Annotated in this window: 19 protein-coding genes and 2 pseudogenes; 11 read left to right on the plus strand and 10 right to left on the minus strand. The window is 39.2% G+C overall.

Features of this window, described 5'->3' with window-relative positions; all coding sequences use genetic code 11:
• Window positions 1-41: 41 nt before the first annotated feature.
• Together ACX27_RS06150 and ACX27_RS06155 are read left to right on the plus strand one after the other, a co-directional pair.
• Window positions 42-659 (plus strand): hypothetical protein, encoded by a 618-nt coding sequence (locus tag ACX27_RS06150; RefSeq protein WP_062289753.1) that lies wholly within the window; start codon window positions 42-44, stop codon window positions 657-659.
• A gap of 59 nt (window positions 660-718) precedes the next feature.
• A complete protein-coding gene (locus ACX27_RS06155) occupies window positions 719-2,557 on the plus strand; it encodes a peptidoglycan D,D-transpeptidase FtsI family protein (protein ID WP_062289754.1) in 1,839 nt (612 codons plus the stop codon).
• Window positions 2,558-2,622: 65 nt separating this feature from the next.
• On the opposite strand, the gene ACX27_RS06160 is transcribed toward ACX27_RS06155, so the two are convergent.
• On the minus strand, window positions 2,623-3,276 hold the full coding sequence (locus tag ACX27_RS06160) for a DUF4142 domain-containing protein (protein ID WP_235526525.1): 654 nt from the start codon (window positions 3,274-3,276) through the stop codon (window positions 2,623-2,625).
• Window positions 3,277-3,791: 515 nt separating this feature from the next.
• On the opposite strand from ACX27_RS06160, the gene ACX27_RS06165 reads away from it, so the two are divergent.
• The gene (locus tag ACX27_RS06165; protein ID WP_062289758.1) at window positions 3,792-4,889 is read left to right on the plus strand and encodes an iron-containing redox enzyme family protein; all 1,098 of its coding nucleotides are present in this window, start codon (window positions 3,792-3,794) and stop codon (window positions 4,887-4,889) included.
• 115 nt (window positions 4,890-5,004) lie between these two features.
• A complete protein-coding gene (locus tag ACX27_RS06170) occupies window positions 5,005-5,700 on the plus strand; it encodes a class I SAM-dependent methyltransferase (RefSeq protein ID WP_062289760.1) in 696 nt (231 codons plus the stop codon).
• 174 nt (window positions 5,701-5,874) lie between these two features.
• On the opposite strand, the gene ACX27_RS06175 is transcribed toward ACX27_RS06170, so the two are convergent.
• Window positions 5,875-7,272, minus strand: coding sequence for an AAA-like domain-containing protein (locus tag ACX27_RS06175; RefSeq protein ID WP_062289763.1), 1,398 nt, complete (start codon window positions 7,270-7,272; stop codon window positions 5,875-5,877).
• 1,168 nt (window positions 7,273-8,440) lie between these two features.
• Between ACX27_RS06175 and ACX27_RS35170 the strand changes: the two genes are divergently transcribed.
• From ACX27_RS35170 to ACX27_RS06200, 7 genes and pseudogenes are all read left to right on the plus strand, one after another.
• On the plus strand, window positions 8,441-8,689 hold the full coding sequence (locus tag ACX27_RS35170; RefSeq protein WP_335337764.1) for a hypothetical protein: 249 nt from the start codon (window positions 8,441-8,443) through the stop codon (window positions 8,687-8,689).
• 10 nt (window positions 8,690-8,699) lie between these two features.
• Complete coding sequence (locus ACX27_RS06180; RefSeq protein ID WP_335337765.1) at window positions 8,700-11,363, plus strand: peptidase domain-containing ABC transporter; 2,664 nt, start codon at window positions 8,700-8,702, stop codon at window positions 11,361-11,363.
• Window positions 11,323-11,556, plus strand: a complete 234-nt coding sequence (locus ACX27_RS35175) for a hypothetical protein (RefSeq protein WP_335337766.1) — start codon at window positions 11,323-11,325, stop codon at window positions 11,554-11,556. The genes ACX27_RS06180 and ACX27_RS35175 overlap by 41 nt, the downstream gene beginning before the upstream one ends.
• A gap of 1,142 nt (window positions 11,557-12,698) precedes the next feature.
• Entirely contained in the window at window positions 12,699-13,154 is a 456-nt protein-coding gene (locus ACX27_RS06185; RefSeq protein ID WP_062289766.1) for a HetP family heterocyst commitment protein, read from the plus strand.
• A gap of 974 nt (window positions 13,155-14,128) precedes the next feature.
• A pseudogene (locus ACX27_RS06190) lies at window positions 14,129-14,864 on the plus strand (peptidylprolyl isomerase).
• Between the two features lie 904 nt (window positions 14,865-15,768).
• A complete protein-coding gene (locus tag ACX27_RS06195) occupies window positions 15,769-16,368 on the plus strand; it encodes a helix-turn-helix domain-containing protein (protein WP_062289769.1) in 600 nt (199 codons plus the stop codon).
• Window positions 16,369-16,589: 221 nt separating this feature from the next.
• A complete protein-coding gene (locus ACX27_RS06200; protein WP_062289771.1) occupies window positions 16,590-17,519 on the plus strand; it encodes a cyclic nucleotide-binding domain-containing protein in 930 nt (309 codons plus the stop codon).
• Here the strand turns inward: ACX27_RS06200 and ACX27_RS06205 are convergent.
• The 8 genes and pseudogenes from ACX27_RS06205 to ACX27_RS06235 form a co-directional block, all read right to left on the minus strand.
• Window positions 17,513-19,226: pseudogene (locus ACX27_RS06205) on the minus strand (diflavin flavoprotein). The gene ACX27_RS06200 and the pseudogene ACX27_RS06205 sit on opposite strands and share 7 nt — an antisense overlap.
• Before the next feature lie 325 nt (window positions 19,227-19,551).
• Window positions 19,552-19,914: a type II toxin-antitoxin system RelE family toxin gene (locus ACX27_RS06210; RefSeq protein ID WP_062289774.1), complete on the minus strand. Its 363-nt coding sequence runs from the start codon at window positions 19,912-19,914 to the stop codon at window positions 19,552-19,554.
• Window positions 19,904-20,143, minus strand: a complete 240-nt coding sequence (locus tag ACX27_RS06215; protein WP_062289776.1) for a type II toxin-antitoxin system RelN family antitoxin — start codon at window positions 20,141-20,143, stop codon at window positions 19,904-19,906. The genes ACX27_RS06210 and ACX27_RS06215 overlap by 11 nt, the downstream gene beginning before the upstream one ends.
• Window positions 20,144-20,298: 155 nt before the next feature.
• Window positions 20,299-20,547, minus strand: coding sequence for a hypothetical protein (locus ACX27_RS06220; RefSeq protein WP_062289779.1), 249 nt, complete (start codon window positions 20,545-20,547; stop codon window positions 20,299-20,301).
• A 37-nt stretch (window positions 20,548-20,584) separates the two neighbouring features.
• Window positions 20,585-21,274 carry a HEAT repeat domain-containing protein gene (locus ACX27_RS33425; RefSeq protein WP_235526652.1) on the minus strand — a complete coding sequence of 230 codons (690 nt, stop codon included), beginning with the start codon at window positions 21,272-21,274 and terminating at the stop codon, window positions 20,585-20,587.
• A gap of 76 nt (window positions 21,275-21,350) precedes the next feature.
• Complete coding sequence (locus ACX27_RS06225; RefSeq protein WP_235526526.1) at window positions 21,351-23,669, minus strand: NACHT domain-containing protein; 2,319 nt, start codon at window positions 23,667-23,669, stop codon at window positions 21,351-21,353.
• 105 nt (window positions 23,670-23,774) lie between these two features.
• The gene (locus tag ACX27_RS06230; RefSeq protein ID WP_062289781.1) at window positions 23,775-24,203 is read right to left on the minus strand and encodes a hypothetical protein; all 429 of its coding nucleotides are present in this window, start codon (window positions 24,201-24,203) and stop codon (window positions 23,775-23,777) included.
• A gap of 160 nt (window positions 24,204-24,363) precedes the next feature.
• Window positions 24,364-25,149, minus strand: a complete 786-nt coding sequence (locus tag ACX27_RS06235; protein ID WP_062289784.1) for an Rpn family recombination-promoting nuclease/putative transposase — start codon at window positions 25,147-25,149, stop codon at window positions 24,364-24,366.
• Between the last annotated feature and the right edge of the window lie 70 nt (window positions 25,150-25,219).

A 25,219-nucleotide genomic window follows, 5' to 3' on the forward strand; every position in this document is an offset into this window, starting at 1 on the left:
AAACAGACTAAAATACAGTATTTCCTATCCCAAAAAATTTTATGGCTGCTGTTCGTAAATCGGCTGTGTCTGCAACTAATACTTGGTTTGGACGCAATTCTAAACCAACTGTGTCAAGAAGGCGCTCCCCTGTTCGGGGTTCCGTCATCAGCAGTGTATCTCCACTATCAGGGCAATCTCCAGTGGTATCGCCGAAACATCGGCGACGAAATGCCAAAAATTTATCGGTTCCTACAACAAAAGGATCACCAGAATTAACGGCATCCAAAGTCTCTCATGTGCCGATTGCAGAAGTTTTACCAAATTGGCTGTTACGGTTATACACTGTTCATCGTTACTCATCTGTGGTGACGTTTTTATTAGTTGCAGTGGCACTGGTTGTTTATGGTTGGACAGTTTATTCTCAAGAACGGTGGAATCAAGAGTTCCGCCGCTTGCAAAATCTCCAACGTAACGAGCGACAATTAACCACAACCAACGCTATGTTAAAAAACAAAATGGCAGAAGAAGCAGAAAAACCAAGTGCAGGATTAGTATCCCCCACGCCAGATAAAACAATTTTCTTACCTTCAGCACCTGATACGGCTAATTCTGCGCTATCAAATACAAGACCAAATTCTCCCGTACAACAGCCAACTTCTTCACCATTAGGATATTAAAGGCAATAGTCATTGGTCATTTCTCAAAGACAAATGACACTTAACAAAGGACGAAGCCGATGCAAAAGTCATCCAGTAGATTAAAATTTAGAAATTCTCGCAATCTATCAGTTAAAAAGCGGCAGAAAGTTTCCCGACAAAGGTTTCTGGAGAAACTCACACCTAAAACCCCAGAACCTGTACAAAGCAGCAAAGTCCGACTGTTAACGGTTTGGGCTATTTTAATATTTTCAGCATTAGGTTTAGCTTTTAACTTATATAATTTACAAATTCTCCAAGGCAAAAAACTCACCCAGAAGGCACGCAATCAACAAATTGTGAGTTTGCGGACGTTTATGCCGCGTCGTTTAGTAATCGATCGCAATAATAATGTTTTGGCGGTTGACCGCCCTGTATATACTGTTTATGCCCATCCCAAATTATTTGATAAGTCTAATGAAGAAATCGCCCAAAAGTTAGCACCAATCATTGATAAAGATGCGGCGGAGTTAGTGAACACTTTTCAAAGTCGCAAAAGTGGGATTATCTTGATGCCGGCGCTACCCGAAGAAATTACCAATAGGGTGATTGCTCTGCGCTTAAATGGCTTAGAATTCATGCCCAAATATTCGCGCTTATATCCGCAAGCCGATGTCACATCTGATGTAGTGGGCTATGTAGATTTAGAGCGTCGCGGTCAAGCTGGTGTGGAATATAGTCAAGAAAAACTGCTAGAACGTTCTGTGCAGAAGGTACGGTTAATGCAGTCTGGGAGAGGTGAATTAAAGCCAGATAATGCGCCGGAAGGTTTTCTTCATGCTGATGACTTAAAATTGCAACTCACAATTGATACACGCTTACAAAGGGCGGCTCGCTTGGCGCTAAAAGCCCAGGTAGATAAATTCCGCGCTAAACGTGGGGCTGTCATTGTCATGGATGCCTTAGATGGTTCTTTACTTGCACTGGTGTCGCAGCCGACTTATGACCCGAATGAGTATGGTAAGGCGAAAATTGACTTATTTAAAAACTGGACGGTAGCGGATCTTTACGAGCCAGGGTCAACTTTTAAACCATTAAATGTCGCGATCGCATTAGAAAATGGAGTGATTCAACCAAATGATACCTTTAATGATCCTGGTTCGCTGAAAGTTGGCGATCGGTTTATTAAAAATGCAGAAAATAATGGTTATGGGCGGATTAGCATAGCGCAAATTTTGCAGCATTCCAGCAATATCGGGATGGTGCAAATCATTCAAAAAATGCGCCCCTCGGTCTACTACACTTGGTTAGAACGTCTGGGTTTAGGACAATCATTAGAAACAGATTTACCTTTTGGCGTGAGTGGTTCCCTGAAAAGCCAAGCCAGATTTATTGCTTCACCCATTGAACCAGCAACCGCCTCCTTTGGACAAGGTTTTTCACTCACTCCCCTCCAACTAGTACAACTGCACGGCGCTTTAGCTAATGGCGGTAAATTAGTCACACCCCATGTAGTTCGCGGACTAGTTGATAGCAATGGCAAAATGCACTATTCACCCACACTTCCCGCACCAAGGCAAATTTTTTCCGCTAAAACCACCCAACAAGTTGTGGAAATGATGGAAACCGTTGTTTCTGAAGGTACTGGTAAACCTTCCAAAATAGCAGGATACCGCATTGGTGGTAAAACAGGTACAGCCCAAAAGGCTAGTCCGAATGGTGGCTATATCCCTGGTGCGAGAATCACCAGTTTTGTTGCAGTTTTGCCTGTGGAATCTCCCCGCTATGTAATTTTGGCAATTGTTGATGAGCCAAAGGGTGAAAACGCTTATGGTTCTACTGTGGCTGCACCAATTGTCAAATCAGTCATGGAAACCTTAATTCCTTTGGAACACTTGCCACCGGAACAGTTCAATTCCCCAGCCGAAACACCAAGATGAGAGTTTTACAATGGGTCTGAAGCTGATTCCTGACTCAAAAATGTGTAAGTCCGGTTAATGACGAATTACCGTGCATTAGTCGGACTAGGGCTACTAGTCGAAGTTCCCGTATTAGCACCAGCATTAACAATAGAACGAGCCTGTTGCAAATGTTCTTGAAGGGTTGGTAGTGTTTGGGTGGCAAATGCTTTCACATCTGCATCTTGCCCCTGTTTTGCTTCAGTTTGAAATGCAGAAACATCCTTCTGATGATCTTGAACCATGTGAGTCATATATTCGCGGTCAAAGTTAGCACCAGAAAGCTTAGATAAGCGTTGCTGGAGTTGCTGATTTTCTCTGTTGAGAGTAGTTGGTAATTTTACATCTTTTCGAGCAGCTAACTGTTTGAGTTGATTGTTTACCTGTGTATGGTCTTGCACCATACGCAGTCCAAATTGTTTTACAGCATTGTTAGCTGCACGTTGTGATGCTAGTTGTCCTAGTTGGACTTCTGCTAAACCACCTTGCGCGGCTTCATTGATAAACTGTCTGTCTGAAGAACTCAGATTATTTTGTTCTGTTGTAGTTGGTGATGGAGTCTCAGCTTGCTGTACTGGTTGTGTTGTCCCAGATGGAGCTTCAGATGTGTTCTGATTTTGCTGAGGAGTGGTTGTACAACCAGTGGCTAGAGATAAAGCGATCGCCACTAAACTAGTAGAAAATAATTTTAAATTAAACATAATTGATTCTTTTTTCCAAAAAGCTCACAACTACAGCGATTTATAATCATCAAAGTAATAATTAACCGTTTTCTTCTAAATCAAAAATATGCTAGTTAAATGTCCAATAGCTTATCTATATTTTTAAGTTTGTCGATTTAGCTTGAATATAGAAAAAATGTTCTCAAAAAATACCTACCCTCAGATATACCTCATCCGCGCAATTGTATTGTATCTATCTGAAAGTGGGCGAAATATAGTCTGTACTCCTAGTCCCCCAAGGAAATTATGACAAGTCTAAATCACGATAAAATCGATGGAATTTGATCATTGCATGAAAAGCAGCTTTCAATAAAGCACTCAAAAGTCGCTTACCAAGGAGTATACGACAATAAAATTAGAAATCTGTAATTCTGTGTCTCTAGAGTTAATATTTGTTTATAACTACCGAAAGAGGTTAAGTAGGCTGAATTGTGGAATTTTAGATATTAGAGATGGAATTATATCCACTCTGGAAAAAAGTTATCTAAGATTCCATGCAGAGCAATTTATTGAGATTACCTAATTTAGAGGTTGAAGCAAGGTCAGCTAATGATTATTACCAAGCTGAACAGGTATTTTTAGAATTACTAGCAATAGATGATTTAGACAATCAATTACATCAAGTATCAGCGAAAGTTAAAGAATTTGAACAAACACTCTTTGCGGCAATTGTAGCAGCTTATCAAAATGGTAATGGGGATAATCGCGCGCATTTATTTCTGCAAAGAATTTTATATTGGATTAATCGCCTAAAGTTATTTTGGTATGACGATTTACGCCATTATACAAATGAGCGATCGCTTTATTTAAGTTGTTGCCGTAATCAAATTGAACTTGCTTGGCAAGCTTGGGAATTAGCGCAAATTGATGTGCCAGCATTACAAAAATTAGATGTCAAACAAGCATTAATTGCACGCGCTACGGCTGACTTAAATCCGCCATTATCACCAGAAAGCCGCTACATTCGTGAACAAATGAGTGAAATTGGCTATCGTCATTTACTGGCGATCGCTTCATTTGATGGTTTAGTAGAAGGTAGTCGTTTATCGCGGATTTTAGGCGGTACAGCCAACGAGGTGCAATGTACTTTGGTGCGGGTATTTTTAGAAGAATATGGCAATGGGCGCTTATCTCGCAAGCACTCAACATTTTTTGCCCAAATGTTAACTGAGTTTGAGATGAATACCGAACCAGAAGGTTACTTTGATTTAGTACCTTGGGAAGTGTTAGCTTGCGCGAATCAAAACTTTTTAACCACCGAACGCAAACGTTATTTCCTCCGTTATAGTGGTGCGTTAACTTATTTTGAAGTAGCAGGCCCAGCAGCTTACAAAAATTATTTAGCAGCAGCACAAAGATTGAAACTTTCAGATGCAGCAATGGGTTATTGGGAACTGCACATCCGCGAAGATGAACGCCACGGCCAATGGATGTTAGATAGTGTGGCGTTACCTTTAGCCGAGCAGTATCCCCATGATGCGTGGGAATTACTACTAGGATACGACCAAGAGAAACTCATGGGCGATCGCGCTGCTTGTGCTGTTGTCAAATCTATTCGAGCAGCCGAACAAGCAACTTTTCCTACAAAATAACTTACCAAGCAAAAAATCGCATTTTTAAGTTTTTGCTAACTTGATTTTACTGTAGTGACAAATTACTAACTACAGCCCAATTCAATACTCTACTTTCAGGAAGTATTACCATCAAATGAAAGACATATTTTTCTGTCCGGAAGAATCTAATTTCTATTCCAACTGTTTAGAAAATTTTGTAATGAGAGATTGCCAAAATCCGACCTCGATTGTGGAATTTGGTTCTGGTGATGGCAGCCCAGTAATCAACTCACTACTGCGAAATAAGTTTGAAGGATTAATTCAAGGCTATGAACTGAATAAATCAGCCTGTAAAGCTGCAAATTTAACCATAGATGAATATAATCTGACTAGTAAATATGTTATTCATAATTCTTGTTTATTTGATGCTGATAAACCTCAAGCCAATTATCTTGTAGCTAATCCACCATATCTGCCAGCTCCAGATGATGATATCTATATGCCGTTATTATTTGGCGGTATAGATGGAGCAGCGATTACCAACGAGTTGTTATCTTTGGATTATGAAAATGTTTTGGTTTTAGTTTCTAGCTATTCCAATCCTATTAGTACTATTAAAACAGCACAAGAAAACGGCTACAGCGTAAATAAATTTGTGGTTTTACCTTTGCAGTTTGGTTACTATAGCTCGGAGCCAAAAGTTAAAAAACATATAGAAGAATTAAAGAAACATCATAAGGCATTTTACTCTGGAGATTATTATTTCTTGGCTGGAGTGCTATTTAAAAAATTCCAGCCATCAAATATCGATTTAGCGAATGAATTAACTCAAGTGATGACAAGTTTATAGATTGGTAATACACAAGGGTGTGTTATGACTCCAGACTAACGCACCACTTGATAAATGTTATTGTTATTCAGTAATTTAAAGTGCTGTGAAAATTGATTTCACAAAGTTGATACTTGATCAATGAGATAGTAACTAGGTAAGAGTTGATTGCAGAAGTTTGATATCAAAACAGTATTAGACAATAATAGATAGTTGTTTTTGAAAGTAAGCGCGGTAGAGTTTGCATCGCGGTAAGATGCGATCGCCATCAAAACAAATCAATCCTAGATTTTCGAGCTTATAAGCATCCACAGGATCAATCACTAGACCGAGTTTGGCTTCGACAAGTTCAGCATATATCTTGATCAGATGAGGATAGGCTTGGAGTTTTAACCAGTGTCGCCACAAGTGATGGCGGTAGATACCACCATTAACTATTGCTTCTTGAATCAACTCTTTAAGAGTCATCTTGCCAGAAACCAGATGAAATAAGGCTAGTTGAATTAAGGCTGGATGACCCCCAACCAAAGACATTAATTCCGCAGATTCTTGACCGACTCTCCAGTTTAACTCGTATCTACTCGCTAACTCGTCTACTTGGGACTGTGTAAATTCACTCAGATGTAGAGGTATACCGATATTAAATGGTGAACGGTTAATATCTAAAGAAATATATTGTTCTGTGGAGTATACCACTACTAATCTTAATTTCTGCCAACCATAATTTTGTCTGGCTTCTTCACACCAAGAACGCAACAAAGCGAAAAATTCCTGAGCAATGTGAGGACACTCAAAAAAGCGATCAATATCACTTAAAACCAGCAATATGGGATTATCAATCTGTTTAAAAAGATACTTTTGCAAGTAAAAACTACAAACTAACTTATAGCCAACTTCTTCATCCCACATTTCATCTAGGTTCGGCTCAATGTCTAATTGTTGAGCAATTTGCCAACAAAGACAACGCAAAAGCTTGTTTAAATTGGTTAAACAAGAATCATCAATTTGATAACAATTGATATTAACAGTGTGGTATCCTTGTCTCTGAGCAAAAGCTAAAATACGTAGTACTAAAGAAGTTTTTCCCATCTGTCTGGGAGAGCGAATCCGAATTACGCAGCCTGGTCGAGTAATTTCTCGATAAGCTAGTTGTTCTATAGGTGGACGCTCGATATATAAGGGCGAGTCTAACGCTACAGGGCCATCCGGATAAGACCAACGACTTTCGATTTCGTAAGTAGAAAGCCGAGGCGAGTTTTCTAGTTTTGTGTATGAATTTCTGGGTAGAAATTCCAAGATTTCGCTTTCATCTTCTACACTCGAAACAGCATAATCTGCTTCATTTAATTTGAGGTTAAATGCACTAAAACATAGTTTGAGAGTTTTTTGATCTACAGCTTTACTCAAAGACCATAATCGACTGAGAGTTTTTGTCGAGATACTAATCTGTGTGCTGAGTTCCTGTAGGGTTAGGCGATCGCCTTTTTTTCTAGCCATCTCCCAAGATACAATCGCTTCTTGCAAACGTTGTAGTCCAGTAGGAGTTAATATAACGCCTCGTCTTCTCTTGCTTTTAGTTTGTTTCACTTGCATAGGCTTTGTTCCAACAACTTTTTGTGGACACAAAATCTACTTTCATCTTCTTACATCAATACTTTTTCGCCTCGTGCATTCCCCTGTGGGCTTTCCCGGAGGATAAGCGCAAAAATCTTAATAGAAGCACGCAAATTACAACTTTTGCAAGAAGTGCTGTGTAGAATCTGATGATCCAACTACTCCAAGAATTTAAACAGCGTCAAACATTCCGAATTTCAAGTTTTAACAACCGTAGAAACCACCAACAAAAGCATTGTATAAAAAAAGGGATTTTAATACAGTATCATTACTAAATATCAGTGTAAAAAATATTACGAAATTATAAAGTTGCTGACCATGACTTGACAGATTGTTATATCAGCGAATGAAATTTGTTGCAGAATAAGCTCGAACGCTTAAATTCAGAAAAAATTAGTACTTTAGTCTCATACTAAAATGTATAAAACACTGTAAATCCTGATTTATTAGCTATTTCAGGCTTTATTCAGCCCCAAATTTGTTATTTTAAGTTAGTTACCTGATATTCTACTCTAATTCGACCGTTTGTGTGAGATTTTGGGCTTTTTATTTACTGGTCTATTTTTATTTATGATTTTTAAATCAATCCTTTAAATCTACTTACAACATATTAACATCATAATAAATGCTTTAAGTAAATACACTAGATTTTATCAATGCCATTGATTAATGATGCGATCGCTCTGATGAAGTTGATGTATTCTACACAACTTCACTCATCAAAGCAGCTAAATCAGCGATGTGGTGCATGAACAAGCGATCGCCCTAACAAAACAGTAACTTTAGTTACATTACAAAAACTGTAGCTGGCTTAATATTCCTGTCTTGGACAGTACTGTGTTTCCTGCACAAATATGACTTGTACAGAATGTCATTTTATTTTCCGGGTGTTGCACAAATTAACAGAAAATGTAAGTAATACTCAGGAAAAATTGAATAATCGCTAACATATTTCAGAAATAAATCAAAATAATCCTCACCTTTTATTTGCTCAATTAGTAATAAAAAATAGCCCATGTTTAAAATAAAAAAAAATTAATTAAGTGCGAAAATTGATATAACAATCATTGATAAATTGCTATGTATAACCCAAAAAATTATCATTAATTTACATCAAAAAACTTACACCAAGAACAGCAAGTAAATCATGAACCCCGCTTCTTCGTCCAGAGTTCAGGGAGAACTAAAATTAAGTCAACAAAAGCAGTCTAATATTTTAGCAGTAATCATTATTAAACTTTTGAACTTAGTTACTGGGGATACAGATTTAGCAGCAGAATTTATTCAGTTGTGGACAATTCAGGAATTTCAACTAGGTGATGATTTAACTAAATACCTTGAGAATACAGCTACATCAGGTAACAGCAATTTTTTTTTACTTGGTATGTCAAGGTAGAGTGCGCTTGTTGAGTTTTGATGAGACTTTGGGCAGGGAAGTTTCTCCACAGTTGTTATTAGCAGAACAAACATTTGGCGCAGATCATTTGTTTTGCGATCGCCCTTTATCATACCGTGCCATTGGTGCTAGTCCGGGTTTTGTAGCGCAAATTACAATTGCCGATTTACAACTGTGGTTGCAACGCTTACCAAATCTTGAAAAGCATTGGCAAAAGTTAGCAGTCGAGCGTCAAGCACTGATATTCTTTAAAAGTTATACAGAATTGCGATCGCTCAACAGTGTCAGTTTACGGCAATTTTTACCTTATATAATTACTAACAAAATTCCGGCTGGCGCATCTTTAAATACAGCCACACCAGCCAATACAGGACGTTTTTGGTTAGCCGGAGGAACAACCTCACTCTTAATTGGCGATAGCTGGGGATATCCTGATGTGGCATCTCCCGATGCAATTGCTGAGACAGATTTGTTGATTTACCAGCTACCGATTGAACAGTGGGAATCAGCCCAAATATTTACTAGTCAAAATCTACAACCAACAGCCCCAGTTATTAACAAGGAACAGGGAACAGGGAATAGGCAACAAACAAACGAACTTTCCCCTGTTGCCCGTTCTCTGTTCCCTCTCCCGCAGGGAGTTGATCATTCCGCAGTCACCCAAATTCCACTTCCTAAACCAGACTCTTCCCCAGCAGAAATTTCCCCAGTCTCAGAAATTGATTTTCCCCAACAGCCAACAGCTAAACCAAGGCGGAAATATCCCTTGATTTTGCAACAAAGTTCATCAGATTGTGGTGCGGCTTGTTTAGCAATGATTAGCCAATATTGGGGTAAACGCTTCCGCCTCAATACTTTACGCAACTTAACAGCCATAGACCGTACAGGCGCATCTTTAGCAGGTTTAGCTACAGCCGCCGAAACCTTGGGTTACACAGCGTTACAAGTGCGGGCGAGTTTAACTAAGCTAGAGTCGCAAACTCATCCTTGGATTGCTCATTGGCAAGGTAATCATTATATAGTGGTTTGGCAAATTCAAGGCGATCGCATTTTAATTGCTGACCCAGCGAAGGGAAAAAAATGGCTGTCGCGCCAAGACTTTGAAGCAAATTGGACAGGATACGCACTTTTATTAGATCCAACAGCCAACTTTCACAGCCGCAACAGCGAGAAACTTTCCTTACATCGTTATTGGCAGACATTACAGCGCGATCGCCAACTTATTCAATACATTATTTTGGTTTCTCTGGTCATACAAGTATTTGGGTTGGCAATTCCTCTACTTACTCAAGTTGTTCTCGACCAAATACTATTACTGAAGAATTTTTCCACATTAAATGCTTTTGTACTCGGCTTTTTATGCTTGGGTGTCTGGGGTATTGTTTTAAATGCACAGCGACAATATCTGCTCGATTATTTTGCCAGCCGCATCGATGTTAATTTAATTGGTGGTTTCGTCAAACATACCTTACAGCTACCATTGCAGTTTTTTACCACTCGCCAAGTCGAAGACATTCTCAGCCGCATTCCCGAAAATCGCAAAATTCAACAGTTCTTCACCCGTCGCGCTATTACTAGTCCAATTGATGCGGTGATGATTTTTGTCTATTTTGGGGTGATGGCTAATCTGAATTTGCAACTCACATTATTAGTTGTTGGTGGAATTATCCCCGTTGTGATGTTGACTGTAGGCGCAAATTCATTCCTCAAGCAGATATCGCGGGAAGTTTTGCAAACATCAGCCAGCCAAAATTCTGCCGCAGGGGAAATCATTACAGGAATTGTCACCGTCAAAACCGCCGCCGCCGAAGCTTCAGTGCAGACATATTGGCAAAAGCGATTACTAAAAATGCTCAAGGCACGGTTACGGGGACAGAAGTTAGCCAATGTCTTACAAATGCTGCGGAATTTAGTTAGTCACGTTGCGACAACAGTTGTTTTATGGTGTGGGTTGCAACTAGTCATCACTGGGGATATGTCATTGGGTAAATTGGTGGCATTTAATATGCTGATGAGTAATGTGATTAATCCTGTGTTGGCGTTGGTAGAGTTATGGGATGAATTACCCGCAGTATTCACAGCCGTAGAGCGAGTTAACGATGTCTTAGATTTTCAGGCAGAAGAAAATTCCCAAAAACCTTTACAGGTAATGCCGACAATTCGCGGTGAAGTACAGTTTGAGAATGTATTTTTCCGTTATCATCCTGATGACCAGCGTCAGACTTTGCAAAATGTCTCGTTTCGTGTCAAACCAGGACAAACCATCGGGATAATTGGTCAGAGTGGTTGCGGTAAAAGTACTTTAGTCAATTTACTGGCTGGTTTATATCGTCCCGAAAGTGGGCGGATTTTAATTGATGGCATCGATATTAGTACGGTATCGCCGCAATCGTTACGCAGTCAAATAGGTTTTGTCCCACAGGATAACTTTTTGTTTTCCGGCACGATTTTAGAAAATATTACCTTGTATAATCCAGATTTGAATCATGAAAAAGCGATCGCCGCAGCCAAATTAGCCGAAGCTCACAGTTTCATCCGCGAACTACCTTTAGGCTACAACACCCCAGTCGGGGAAAGGGGTTTGCGGCTTTCTGGTGGACAAAAACAAAAAAATTGCTCTTGCTCGTGCTTTAATGAGCAACCCCAAAATTTTAATTCTAGACGAAGCTACTAGCGGTCTAGACTCTGAATCTGAGCGTTGTTTGTACCAAAAATTAGCTCGTTTGAACCAGCACCACACTACCTTTATCATCTCCCATCGGCTTTCTAGTCTGCGCCACACCGACCACATCCTAGTTCTTAACCAAGGTATGTTAGTTGAACAAAGCACCCATCAAAATTTGATGGCAACTAAAGGTCTTGATTAATCAATACAGTCCAGTTGGAATTCGCTGCTATAAAAACTAAGTCCGCTTAGACGGACTAATATCAAATCAAGGGTTTTGAACCCGCGCAGGCGGGTTTTGTTCGTGTAGCCGCGACTTCAGTCGCTTGGTGCAATATATGAAAAATGTATTCCAGTCCACTTGAGTGGACTTTGGCTATGAGCCTGGAACTTTAGTTCTAGGCGGGAATAACTTGAAGGCGATAGGCTAGGCAAGCTTTGTTTGTATAGCCCCAGACTGATTTTACTGACCTATACCCCTTCACCCAATCCCCACACATAATTGTGGTGCGTAATTCCTATTCACGATTCCGGATGAAATTTATATTTTGTTAAAAATATTTTTAACAACACCAAATACATGAAATTACTTTGTAATTGATAATGCTCTCGGAATTACGATATTTAGTGATTGTTTATTAGACAAGTTAATGGTAAATTTCTATATGAATTTGAACCAAATAAAAGTTTCTAATGAACAATAAATGAGGGGTCAAACCCCTCAGCAAACAGCGAATCCGTGACAATACTAAAACTTAGATAATACAAATGGAGACATCAAAAAAATTCCGTATTTTTCACTGGTAAAGTTTTAATTGAGAAGATGACATTTAGGAAAAAACGTAGTATAAATACTAAAGTAGCTATTAATTTTTTTGCTCAATAACTTTGATGTTCTCAGGGAAAACTATAGCCTTTTCATAAAGTTTTGTTAGAAAAACTAAAGCGAAAGATTATACGGTAAAATTATCAGGGCAGTAGATTAAACTAAGTATTGAGAAGCAAAATAGAGGAAAAACTGCATCTACCAAGAGCCAAACCAGACTTTTATAGTCATTAAAATGACATTACCAAAGGTTGAAAAGTAACTAACTACTACATGAAATACAGTTAACTTTCTACTCCAAAGTCAAGCTCATGGACATCACCATCAGAACACATGCAGTTCTAACCTCAGTACAAAGAATGAAGCAGCTTTCACGGCTCTATTTAGTCATTCTCCACAGGTTTATAGATAAAACTAAACATAAATTTAGAGGGTAGTTGTTACAACATACAACTGCAACAACTATTGATTAATCATTGACTACCTGTAACACCTAATTCCCCAGTGCAATTAACACTATGAATCACAACATAACTAGCGTCAGTAACTTTAATAAAGGTATCAATCCCCAACAATTTGACCAAATAGTAGAAGCAATTCTGGCTGGTAAGTACTCTTGGGCATGTGTGTTAATGCTGCGTGTGGCTGGTTACAACCCATTACATTACATTCCTTATCGCACTTATAACAGGTTGCTCAAAGAAAACTCTTCCCCAAGTAGAACGCAACAACAAGAAGTATCATCTGTGGATAAATCTGTAGCAACTAATTGCTTGGGCAAAATTAAAGACTTAACTTACCTTGAGGTTGTAGGTAAACAAAAAACCGAAATTCGTGGGGGTAATATGGAGCAATGGTTAGCTCAAGAAGTTCAAGAAGAACAACCCCAAACATCCGCATCAAATAGCGACAACACTCAAGAGTTTTCCTTAAAATTCAGTGGTGCTAATAATATTTTGGATTTTAGATTTTAGGTGTAGGGTGGACATTTTCATTTCCGCTTTCAGTTGCCTACCTTATAAGCCTAGGAGTACGCAATAAGACGAAAAATCAAGAGTTTGGGGAAGGATGAAAGGGTATAGGGGTGTCAGGAGGTAAGTATTCATACACTCTTCAACCCTCATACCCTTACACCCATTCTTAACAGACAATCTTTATGCGTAAATCCTAAATGTGAAACTTTGACAAACAGCAAATAACTTGATGATACTAATTATTGAAATTTATGTAAAATTATCACGTTAATTGTACTGTTTCCAATTAACTAACCCGTCTTTGAGACAATTTCTCAAGATGGGTTTTGTTGTTATAGATTCCAGCTTCTAGAGTATAGAGAGTCTAATTTAGCCTTGGTATAAAGATTGAAATTAAGGATAAAAATATCTACCAAAATGTGCCAAAATGGCAAATTTAAACTATCAATATCATTTAAATTATACATAGAGCAGATGAGTCAATAAGCTCATCAACAATGATAAAATCATTGAATATCTGACTATGAAATACATTTAACTGATTGTTTTTGCTGAAGCAGTCAGTATCCCAAAGAGTACATAACTCTGAAACCAAGACAGACAATCGAACTGTTGCTACTGGTGGTTTTGTTTCTCAGGAAGCCTGAGCATTAACAAGTTAAAAAGTTGGATTTCCGCAACTTTAACTTTAAATGCCCTCTAGTCAGTTTCTCAATGGTGGGGGAAACTTAGTAGAGCCTTCCATACTTTTGTAGTTAGAGAAATAGACAACCTAACAGTTAACAGTTGTTGTAACTGATAGAGCATATAACTACTACACTTTTGTTTTGATGCTCTAAATCCTAGTTCTACCAAACAGGATAATCTCTGCTGTAATAACACATAATGGATACAGTATTGGCTGGAAGCTAAAAGCCCAAATAGCTTCCAGTTTTTTATATAAGCTGGTATGTTCTTAAGTTGTACTAATACCAATGAGTGATTTGTCAAAAGTTTTGCTTGAATCAGAGGAAGTGATGCAATTCCTCAAAAAAGAAATGAGGTTGAAGGAAGTATATCAACAGATTTTATTTCACAAAATTATCCGGCAAACCGCCGAGGCTAGAGGTATTACCATCACATCGGCAGAAATTGAAGCGGAAGCAGAAAAGCAGCGCCGGGAAAGACATTTAGAAAGAGCCGCAGATACACTGGAGTGGTTAGCTGATCAATTAATTACGCCTAATGATTGGGAAAGGGGAATTTGCGATCGCTTATTATCTCACAAACTCGCACAAGTATTATTTGCAGATAAAGTAGAGCATTTTTTTCAGCAAAATCGTGCCGAATTTGAGCAAGTGATTTTGTATCAAATGATCATTGACTCAGAAACATTGGCACAAGAGCTATACTATCAAATTGAAGATGGTGAAATTAGTTTTTATCATACCGCCAAAATTTATGATATTGATATTAATCGTCGGCGTAAATGTGGATATGAAGGTATAGTTGAGCGTTTTGCGCTCCAACCAGATATAGCCACTGTTGTATTTCGAGCAGTACCACAACAGGTAACATTACCTTACAAAACCGAGCAAGGTTATCACCTTTTTTTTAGTTGAAGAATTTATCCCGGCTGAATTAAACAAAGAAAGATATCAAGAGATTATGAATAAAATGTTTCTCCATTGGCTGAATACAGAACTGCAATGTATTCTCAATATCAAATAACTCAATGGCTCAGAGGATACTTAGATTTAAGCTAATAATTCATACTAAGCTAAAATATTGTAAAAAAAATTATAGGTTGGGTTTCGCTCCGCTTCATCCAACCTATCTTGAATGCACTTACTGGGATATATTAAACACTGCCATATTTTTTAATGTACTTTTTGTCCTAAATATTGGTTATTTTATTTGACATAAATCTGATTATTAAATTTTTGATAAAGAAAATATATTTTTTTCATTAAGTTCACCTTTTTTTCATAAAACCTATTGACTATATTTAGAAAAATTCTTAAAAGAATAACAGTTAGGCTAACTTAACAAAGTGAGGAACTACAGGTTTTCGGCAAAATTTCTCTTATAACTTACTTTCCTATACTCATCAAGCAATTTTGTGAAACTAATACCAGCGTTACACCAAACTATAGGAAAGTTTGCCACAGTATTCAGTCTTACTAGTTCATAGTTTATTGTGTTTAGGTGTTTACCAGAAACTGCTGTTCATTGAGGCAAACAACAGCTATGCTGGCTAAATATTTTGTCAAGTTTATAAACTACTACTGCTCAATGCTCTGCGCTCACAATTTAGGAGCGCAGTTTTTAACACAATTTTTCTCTAAAGGTAGAATAGTTACTACTAGAAATACTTGTAATTTGATGATTCTAGTAGCAGCTATTCAGACAAAATCCTAGATTGTCCCAACAAATGCAATATGAAAAGTTCCCCTGATTATTCACAAATATCAAGGGGTAAACATTCAACGTCGGCTAAAAGTTTTCATTTTTCATCAGTCAGAAGTCAGCCTTCAAAATCAACAGGTTTTCAAGAGTACGTTTATCTCTTCATCATTGCCAAATTCTGACTTCTCATCAAACACACAACTGTCAACAATAACTGGTAGTAATTATGTCAAACTATTCTAGCCAATACCAAGGTTTAGAAAATTACGATCCGCAAGACAGTAAGTTTTTAACACCTTTTCAAAGGAAAGCTTTGTTGAAAAACTTACAAAGTAATTTACAGCCAGAATATCTCCGCAGAATTGAAATTATGTTGCTGGCAGATATGGGTAAATCTCAAACTCAAATATGTGAAATTGTGGGTTGTTCTCAAGAAATGGCACGTTACTGGATTGGCATAGCAGAAGCAGGTTTAGCGCATAAATGGAATGAGCGACCAATTGGGAGACCAAAAATTGTGAATGCTCAATATATGGATAGATTGAAAGAATTGGTAAGTCATAGTCCGCGTGATTATGGCTACGCATTTACTTATTGGACAGCCCAATGGTTAAGCAAACATTTAGCAAATGAATTGGGGATTTCGATTAGCGATCGCCATGTTAATCGTCTACTCAAACAAATGGGACTTTCGACTAAACCTAAAAGTTCCAACCAACAAAAAATAGAAGAGACAAAAGATAACAGTATTACTATTGGTGACTTACAAACTCACAGTGAGCCTACTTTTCCTTGGTCATTTAATTTAATGCAGACAAATCAATAAAAGGCAGAAGGCAGGGGGCAGGAGGCAGAAGTTTTAATAATTACTCTTAGCCCCTAAACTTGGTTTTGAAAATACTCTTTATGACCTTGAAGAATTTTAGATCCCCCCAACCCCCCTTAAAAAGGGGGGCTTATATATAACATTTTTTACCCCTTTTTTCAGGTGTCGCCGTAGGCGGGGGGGATCTAATTTGTATAGATCCAATTTCTGAAGGTGGAAAAATGCCATTAGGATTTTCTCAAGAACAGTTAGCGCAACAAATTACTCATACTTTGGGCGAGACATTATCAAGTCAAGATATGGAAAGATGCTTGACAGAAGTGCAAATTGTCGAACCGCCTGTTGCTAAACAATTTTGGCAAGCAACAAGCGCAAATCCAGGGATTTATATTATTGTTACTGGGAAAGTGAGACTGTTGGATAATGCCAATAACTTAATCACTACCCTCACAGCTGGGGGTGCGTTTGGTGAATCAACATTGTTTCCCGAAGAAGAGTTTCGTTCTTACGTGGCGAGGGCTTCTGTTAACCTCAAATTAGGCTATTTACCGGAAGCACTGTTGCAGGCGATGATGCAGCAATATCCTAGTATGAGCGATCGCCTGCAAAAAAGAGCCGAACTTTGGAACTTACTTTTATTATGTTGCCAAAGTGCGCCCATCACCCTCAATGGCTCTGTCGAAGAGATGCTTCAAGCTTTATCTCTCTTTCGGCGACACAATTTAGAGACTGGCGCACCTCCAGCTAAATTATTTCAAGACACTAGACTTTGGCTATTGCGTCGCGGCAAATTACTCCACGCTGACGGACGAATATTAACATCCGGCAACATCTATATATATCCTCAAGAAGGCAGTTGGCAAACTACACAACCAACCATTGTCTATAGCCTACACAATGCTGATTGGCAAACGGCTGTGGCGTATTGGCCGCAGTTGGCTGATTTGGCGGGGGAAGAAGGCAGGAGGCAGGAGGCAGGAGGCAGGAGGGAAGAGGAAGGCAGGGGCGGGTGTAGGGGTGCAGGGTGTAGGGGGACAAGGGAGCAATATTTCTATTTCTACCTTGTCTCCCTCCTCTACCTTGTCTACTCCCTCTACCTTGTCTACTCCCTCTACCTTGTCTCCCTCTACTCCCTACTCAGCACTCAATAATGCGTAGCTGTCTTGCGATGATGCACAGCCGTCACACCATCTTGATTTAACACCTTACCGTCCTCTACAGTGGCATAAACTAACCAGTGATCTCCCGATTCCATTCGGTTCTGCACTTTACACTCCAGATATGCTAAAGCATCTGCCAGAATTGGAGAACCATTTTTACTTTCTTCGGTGGCGACACCTGCAAATCGGTCTTCTCCAGGGCCGAAGGGTTTGAGGAAATGTTTCATCAACCCTATGTGACTGCCTTCTTTAAGAATGTTCAGGACAAATTCATTACCAGAGTGAGTCAGTGGTTCTACCGCCCGTTCTTTGGCAACGGCAATAGTTAACCCCGGCGGATTAAAGCTGGCTTGGGCTACCCATGAGGCTAACATCGCACTGGCTCTATCTTCTTGTTTAGCTGTCAGCACACACAGAGAACCAACGATGCGTCCAACTGCTTGTTCGACATTGGTCGCGGGGACGCTTTGCGATCGCACTTTTTTGGGCTTTCTTCAAGGCTTGGGCAAAGTCGGTTCCGGCTTCTTCGCACAATTGCAGAGTCGCATCGTCAGGTTTAAACTTAACGCGGATGGTATCAAAACCAAAGCGATAGCCTGCATCTTTGAGTCGGCTTTCAATTAAATCGACAGCCTCACCACTCCAACCAAAGGAACCAAACACACCCGCTAGTTTATTATTCGTGGCGGTGGAGAGAACAATCCCTAAAGCTGTTTGTACTGGTGTGGGTGCGTGACCGCCCAGAGTTGGCGAACCCATGACAAAACCAGCCGACTTTTCCACAGCCGCGCGGATTTCTTCGGGTTCGGTAAATTCGCAGTTAATTGATTCTACTGCCACACCAGCTTTTGTAATGCCACGGGCGATCGCTTGGGCTAAGGTGGCAGTATTGCCATACGCCGACGCATAAATTAAGGCTACTGTCAAGTCAGCAGAGGTTTGCTGTTGACTCCATTGGCGATAAGCTTTAGTTAGCTCAATTAAGCCGTAACGTACCAAAGGCCCGTGTCCAGTACCATACAAACGTGCTGGAAAATCCGCCAGTTTTTCTAATGCTGTTTCCACCTGCCGCGCATGGGGAGCCATGAGACAGTCATAATAATAACGGCGGTCTTCGTTAATAATTTCCCAGCCTTCATCTAATACTTGGTCGCCGCAGATATGCGCCCCAAATAACTTATCTGTATAGAGAATTTCAGTTTGGGGGTCGTAGGTGCAGAGTTCATCGGCGTAGCGGGGGTTGGGTGTAGGGATGAATTGCAGGTTATGTCCCTTACCCAAATCAAGGGTTTCATCCCCCCGCATCACAATAATTGGTAAGTCGGGATTTTCTAAAGCACCGCGTAAATTTATCGCCCCAGGGTTAGAACAAACAAAAGTAATTTGGGGTGCAATTTCTAGTAAAGCTTTTAAAGTAGCGGCGCGGTTAGGGTTGATGTGACCGAGAATGACATAATCAATTGCTGTTACATCAATACGCTGTTGCAACGCATCCAGATAAATTTGCGTGAAAGTCTCCCCAGGCGGGTCAATCAAAGCAATTTTATCTGCTTGAATTAAATAAGAGTTAGCTGTAGTTCCTTTGGCTAAGGCATATTCTATTTCAAATCTCAGTCTTGCCCAACTGCGCGATCGCATTACAGTTGTATCGGTAGCAATGGGTAGAATCTGCACGTCACGCGGTTTAGTATCTGGCATAATTTTTGAATAAATTCTTTATTTTTAAGCATTTATCTTGAATTAAACAGCAATTGCTACACAGAAGTCCACAATTGCCGCACAAGAGTACCCATTTAAATTAAAGCTTAATTGTGTTGATTAAATTTTTAGCATTTCTTATGAAGAGGATAACAAAATTAATTGCAGATATCTAGTACAACAAGGCAAAAGTTAAAAGTCAAAAGGAAAAAGAAAGAATATTGATACCACAAACCTTTTAGCAATTTCTTATGGTCTGTTTATTTACGCCGACCTGTACTAGCGATCGCATCTTGCTGAGATTGGGATTTGCGAAAGCGATCGCCTATTCTTCCTGCTGTTGCTCAAAATCAGCTAATATTTGTTTAATCTCTTCTGCTGATATATCTTTTTGCTCGGATTTCGAGTAAATGGTTATTAGAATAATATTTGTATCTGTCTTGACATAATAAATTATTCGATACCCACCACTTTTACCTTTTTGAACATCACTATTTTTAACTCGTAGCTTAAAAATTATGTATCCAACTCCAGGTATTGGGTTTCCTGGTAATTCCCCTGATTGCAGTTGTTCTACAACTGGCTGTACATCATTACGGATACTGCGATACTTCTTGGCTAGAATACGCAGGTTGCGTTGAAATTTAGCAGTAGCTTCAACCTGAATCAATGGTGGCTCACTCTGCATCAATCCCTTGCCAAAGTTGAGAAATAGGTACAGTATTTCCATTCATCGCATCGTACCAACCTTGACGAAAACTTTCTTTTGCTGATTCAACAAGTTCCTCATCATCTTCATTCTCTTCTGTAATGAGGACAATGACTCGGACGCGGCTGTGTTTTGCTATGGTTAACGGTTCGTCTAAGGAAAGTTGACCAAGTTCATCAACAGTTCCTTGAACCTCAATTGCTTTCATTGGCGTGAATCTGAGTTTGCTGTTAATAGTATAGGACTTTGCCTATACTGCGTGGAGAATTGAAGTTTAAAATACGCTCAGATAGATGATTTTTAGAATTTTTGTAAACAATGACTATAAATATACAGTTTAACGCTTGTATTCATAAGTTTTGTTTATCCTGTGCTAACGACAACATAAGCGATCGCTACAAATGAACAAGCTGTCGTTACGACAACAAATACATTCATAAGTTTTGTTAATGCAGGCGTAACGACAACATAAGCGATCGCCACAAATGAATAAGCTGTCGTAACGTCTGCTTCTTGGTTCGTGACGAACGGATAAGCTGTGGTAACGACAACAACTTTATTCTTAACGTCTGCTTCTTGGTTCGTGACGAATGGAAAAGCTGTTGTTACCACAAGAACTTAATTAGTAACGTTGCTGTTGCAAAAGTGCTTAAATTATTCTAGTGGAGAAGATTTTCTTTAAGCTTCGCATTGCACGAGTAGCAAAATTATGCTGATGCCAAGCTTGATAGAAATCGGGGTAAGGCATATTCTGGGCGCAATTCCACAAAACATTGTAGCAATTATCATCAAATTGCTGATAACCACTTAAAGTTTGAACTACCGCAAATTGATACTTATTATCGAGAATTTGTCCTAAGCTTTCTTCTACTAACCTACCGATGAGGCTATCCTCGTTTTTTGATTGTAGTATTTGCACTAAAGCGATGATAGCTTTTTCATTACCTGTGCCAATGTTCCCTAAGCCTCGTGCTGCTAGCCTACGCGTATCTCTATTCACTTGTGCTGATTCTAGCAGTTGTACCAAGGTCGTGATTGCACCATCATTACCAGGGTCAATTTGCCCTAAGTTTTCTGCTATGCACATACGGGTGTCGTCATTTAAATAGATTAATTCCAGCAGTTTTTCCAAAGCAGCAATCGCTTTCTTATTGCCTCTACCAATTTTTCCTAAATTTTGTGCTGCCCGCTTACAGATGTAGTCATCCATTTGTGTTGATTCTATTAGTTGCACCCAGGTAGCAATGGTAAGCTCATTGCCAGGATCGATTTGCCCTAAGTTTTCTGCTGTATACATACGGATACTAACATCCACTTGTGGTGATTGAAGTATTTGCACCAAGGCTGTGATCGCTTGTGCATTACCAGGATCGATTTGCCCTAACCTAAATGCTGCTTGTCTACAAATCTCGTGATCAAATTTTTTTTGATTCTATTAGTTTTACCAAAGTGGCGATCTCATTTTCACTACTAATGATAATTTCCCAGAGGCTATATGCCACCATAATACGGGTGTCTTCGTCTAAGTCTGTTGATTGTAACAGTTGTGCTAAAGCGACAATCACATTTTTATTATCAGTGCCGATTTCCTGTAAGCTATATGCAGCCAGCCAACGGGTATCTTGATCAAGGTTTGGTAATTGCAGCAGTTGTACTAAGATGGCACTAACATTTTCATTACCAGTACCTATTTCCCGTAAAATAGATGCCGCCATCTTACGGGTATCCTTTTCTAAATTAGTTAATTGCAGCAGTTGCGCCAAAGCGACAATTACATTTTTATTACCTGTGCCGATTTCTTGTAAACTATGGGCTGCTTGCCAACGTATATCCTCATCTAATTCGCTTGATTGCAGCACCTGCACCAAAGCGGCAATTGCGTTTTGATTACCAGGGTCTATTTGCCCTAAGCTTTTTGCTGCTTGCATATATGTATTCTTATGCAAATCAGTTAATTGCAGCAGATGTTCCAATGCTGCGATCGCCTTTTCGTTGCCAGGGTCGATTTGTCCTAAGCTTTTTGCTGCCAGCCAACGGATAATCTCATAATACTCATCAGTTGAATGAAGTAATTTTACCAATGCCGCAATCGCACTTTTATTACCAGGGTCGAGTTGTCCTAAATTGTCTGCTATCTGGCAGACGTGAATATCAAACACATCTTTTGAATCCAACAGTATCTCCAGAGCATCTATTACTTGTGTACGATCTGTTTGTTGCAGTGTTAACCTAGCTTGCTCTTCAATGGAGCTTAGACCATTAATAGTCCAATTAACGATTTGGACTACTATTTCATCTGTTCTTGAATAATCCTTAAACTCTGTAATTCCTGCTGCGGCTAGAAAGTACGCTCGATACTCATAAAAACCTTTGTTTACTTTATTGTGAAAAAACCTTACTCCACATCTATCTCTAAATTTAATTAAAGCTGTAATTAACGCTTGTTTATTATCTTTAGCTAACTCTTCTCGTCCAAGCCAGAGCAAAAAAGGCTGTTTCCACTGTGGCTCAAAGATACGATAAGTTCCTTGATTCGGATTTTTGGGAACGTGGTTGAGAAAAAAGTGCCAGTCATCAACTGCTGTAGCAGCAAAATACTCTTGAAATGAAGCATGAAAGAAAGCGTAAACTTTCTGCTCATCTACCCCTATACAGTTCAGCCAGCCGCGATTTAGTGCCAATTTCAGCAGCACCTCATCTTCTTCTTTCTTAAAAACGGAATTAACCAAATCTTGCCGCAAGCGAAAACGCCTTGTTTCTTTATCTATTGCTGTTTTAGCTAATTCCCCAAGTTTGATATTGAGTTTTTGCTCTTGGTGAGATGTTGTAGGAAATTCGTCTTGTTTCCATTTGTAAAAATCATCAACAAATCGCTGATAAAGTCCTGCTTGTGTCTCTGGTAACTTGCCATCTCCTGATTGCCAATTAAAGCACAGCAGCGTCAACCGCAGAGGATTTTTTACTAAATCTTGAATCCGTTCTTTACCTGGTTCTTTCAAAGCATTACATAGCTGCTTTCCAGCTTCGGGATTAGCCGCAAACCATTTGTGAATAAATCTCTCTACTTGTTCTGGATAAGAAAAATTTAAAGTGCGATAAATATCAAAATTATCAAGTGCATTAATACCGCCATCCCACAAATTAACCCGACAAGTTAACACAATTCGCGCTTGACTAATTAATCCTGATTCACGAAATTGTCGGGCAATTTCTGTTAGCGGATTCCCTGAAGATGCAGACATTTCATCTAATCCATCTAGTACCAGCCAGATATGATTTTGTTTAAACAAAGCAACAAAATCATTTTCCTGTTGCTGAGTAGGTTTAGCTTTACCTTTTTTCCTCACAGCAGCAGTTAGCCAAGTCTTTAATAGATATTCCTCTAATTTTTGCCCTTGCAAATCTGCTAAAGATACCCAAATCACAATCGACTGGGCAATTTCACGCGATACCCAATCCGCTATCTGCTGTAATAGTGTTGTCTTTCCTGCGCCTGGTTCACCAATAATTGCAATTCGCTTACCTTTGCTTTTTGGCGTGTTCTGCTGTTTGAGAACTTCTTCTAAAAAAGCATCATGCTCAAATGTTTTAGTGATTTCTGTCTCCTTGTACAGTTCTGAACCCTGTTCTGGAAAAACATCACCTTGAGGCTTCGACTGTTTTTTACGCTCAACTAATCCCAGTGGTATATATACATCATCAACTTGCAGTGCAACGCCTTCAGTTGATGTCAAAGGATTTGTTGTCAGCTTTCGCCGTTCTGCAATTATTTCACGACAGACTTCACGCCAGTCATCGGGAGTTAACTTTGTCCCCTCCTCCCCTGGAGACGACTGTAGTCAGTTGTTATTGATTGTCCCAATAGTGATTGATTGACCAGCAATTCCACCTTTCTTTACAGTGAGGTTCTCTGCTAACTTCGCAAAGTTATTTACAACTGACGGATGAGATTTAATTTCATCTGCTTTATGTTTAATTTCCTTAGCAGCTTCAGACTGATCATTATTAACTGCTGCTTCCACATCCACAACAGCTTGAGCAATTTCGGGGTCTTGTGCGGCTTGTGTCAGTTCCAGCACTGCTTGACCATAATCTAATCTTTGTGGTTCATCACTGGTAAGAGATGGTGCTTGATTCTTGCGGCGCAGTAATTCTATCAACTTACCAGGAGCAGTCCATAAAACATCACCAATGTTTTCGCCAACTTTCTCCTGTGCTTTAGTCCACAGTACAGTAGCCACAGCAATCAAGAAGCTATCAAGTGTCATAAATTCACTATCAATAAACCAAATAGCGTCAAAATTTTATGTGTCTATTCTACTGGTAAAACTACTGATGCGCTAAACCTAGGGCGATCGCTCTTAGCGGCTGTTTAGTTAATTATTGGGTAAGATGAAGTGCGATCGCCATAACTCATAAAAGGTAATCTTATCTGTATTTCTCCACAGATTCTACAGCCACATTAAATTGTTGAGCAATCTGTTCGACACTCATCCCAGTTTTTAGTAACAGTGGGACAGCAACTTTTAAAATTTCAGCTTCCCGTTCTTCTCGACCTTCTTCTTTGGCTTCCTGATATACTCTTGTTTGCTCTATAGTCAGTCCTAGCATAGCTTCTACTTCCTCTCGACTCAAAGACGAAAACTTGTAAACAGCAATTGTCGTAATAATTTCGATGATTTCGGTTTTTGGCAGTTTGCCTGTTTCTTCTAATTTTACTCGTTGAATTAGTTGCTTGGCTTTTTCTGCCATTGTTTCCGAGGATGCGGTTGTCAACTGCATTAAGTTGATGCCTATTGGCAGCGTATCAGAAGTACCTAATTCATCCAAATAAATGCGCTGCACTTGGTCGCTGTTTAAAAAGATGCGATGAGTTCTTTTATCGTTTGGTTCTAAAGAGCGTGATGGAAATATTACCACACAGTACCAATCATCGTATTGAGATTGATTGCGGTTCAAATACATCAATGATTCAGTAAAAAAACGATGATAAAGACCCTCATCTTTTTGAAATTGCACTTCAGCAAAAAAGATAATTTTGGGTGTTGCGTCTTCTGGTGGTAAGAAAACCCCATCAATCCGAAAAGTGGTTTCTTTGACTTCCACTGACTCAAAGCGATAGTTTTGCGCCTGTACAGGACGGTTATCAACGAGTTCAAATATTAACGCCGGAAATCGCTTGAAAATTTGATAATAAATAGAGTCCCGTTTCACAAAAGTATTTAAATATGCGAATTATTGCAAGATTAATTTTATCATTTTTGATTTATATTAAAACCTCATT

Origin of the sequence: Nostoc piscinale CENA21, assembly GCF_001298445.1 — a bacterium.
Lineage (GTDB): Bacteria > Cyanobacteriota > Cyanobacteriia > Cyanobacteriales > Nostocaceae > Nostoc_B > Nostoc_B piscinale_A.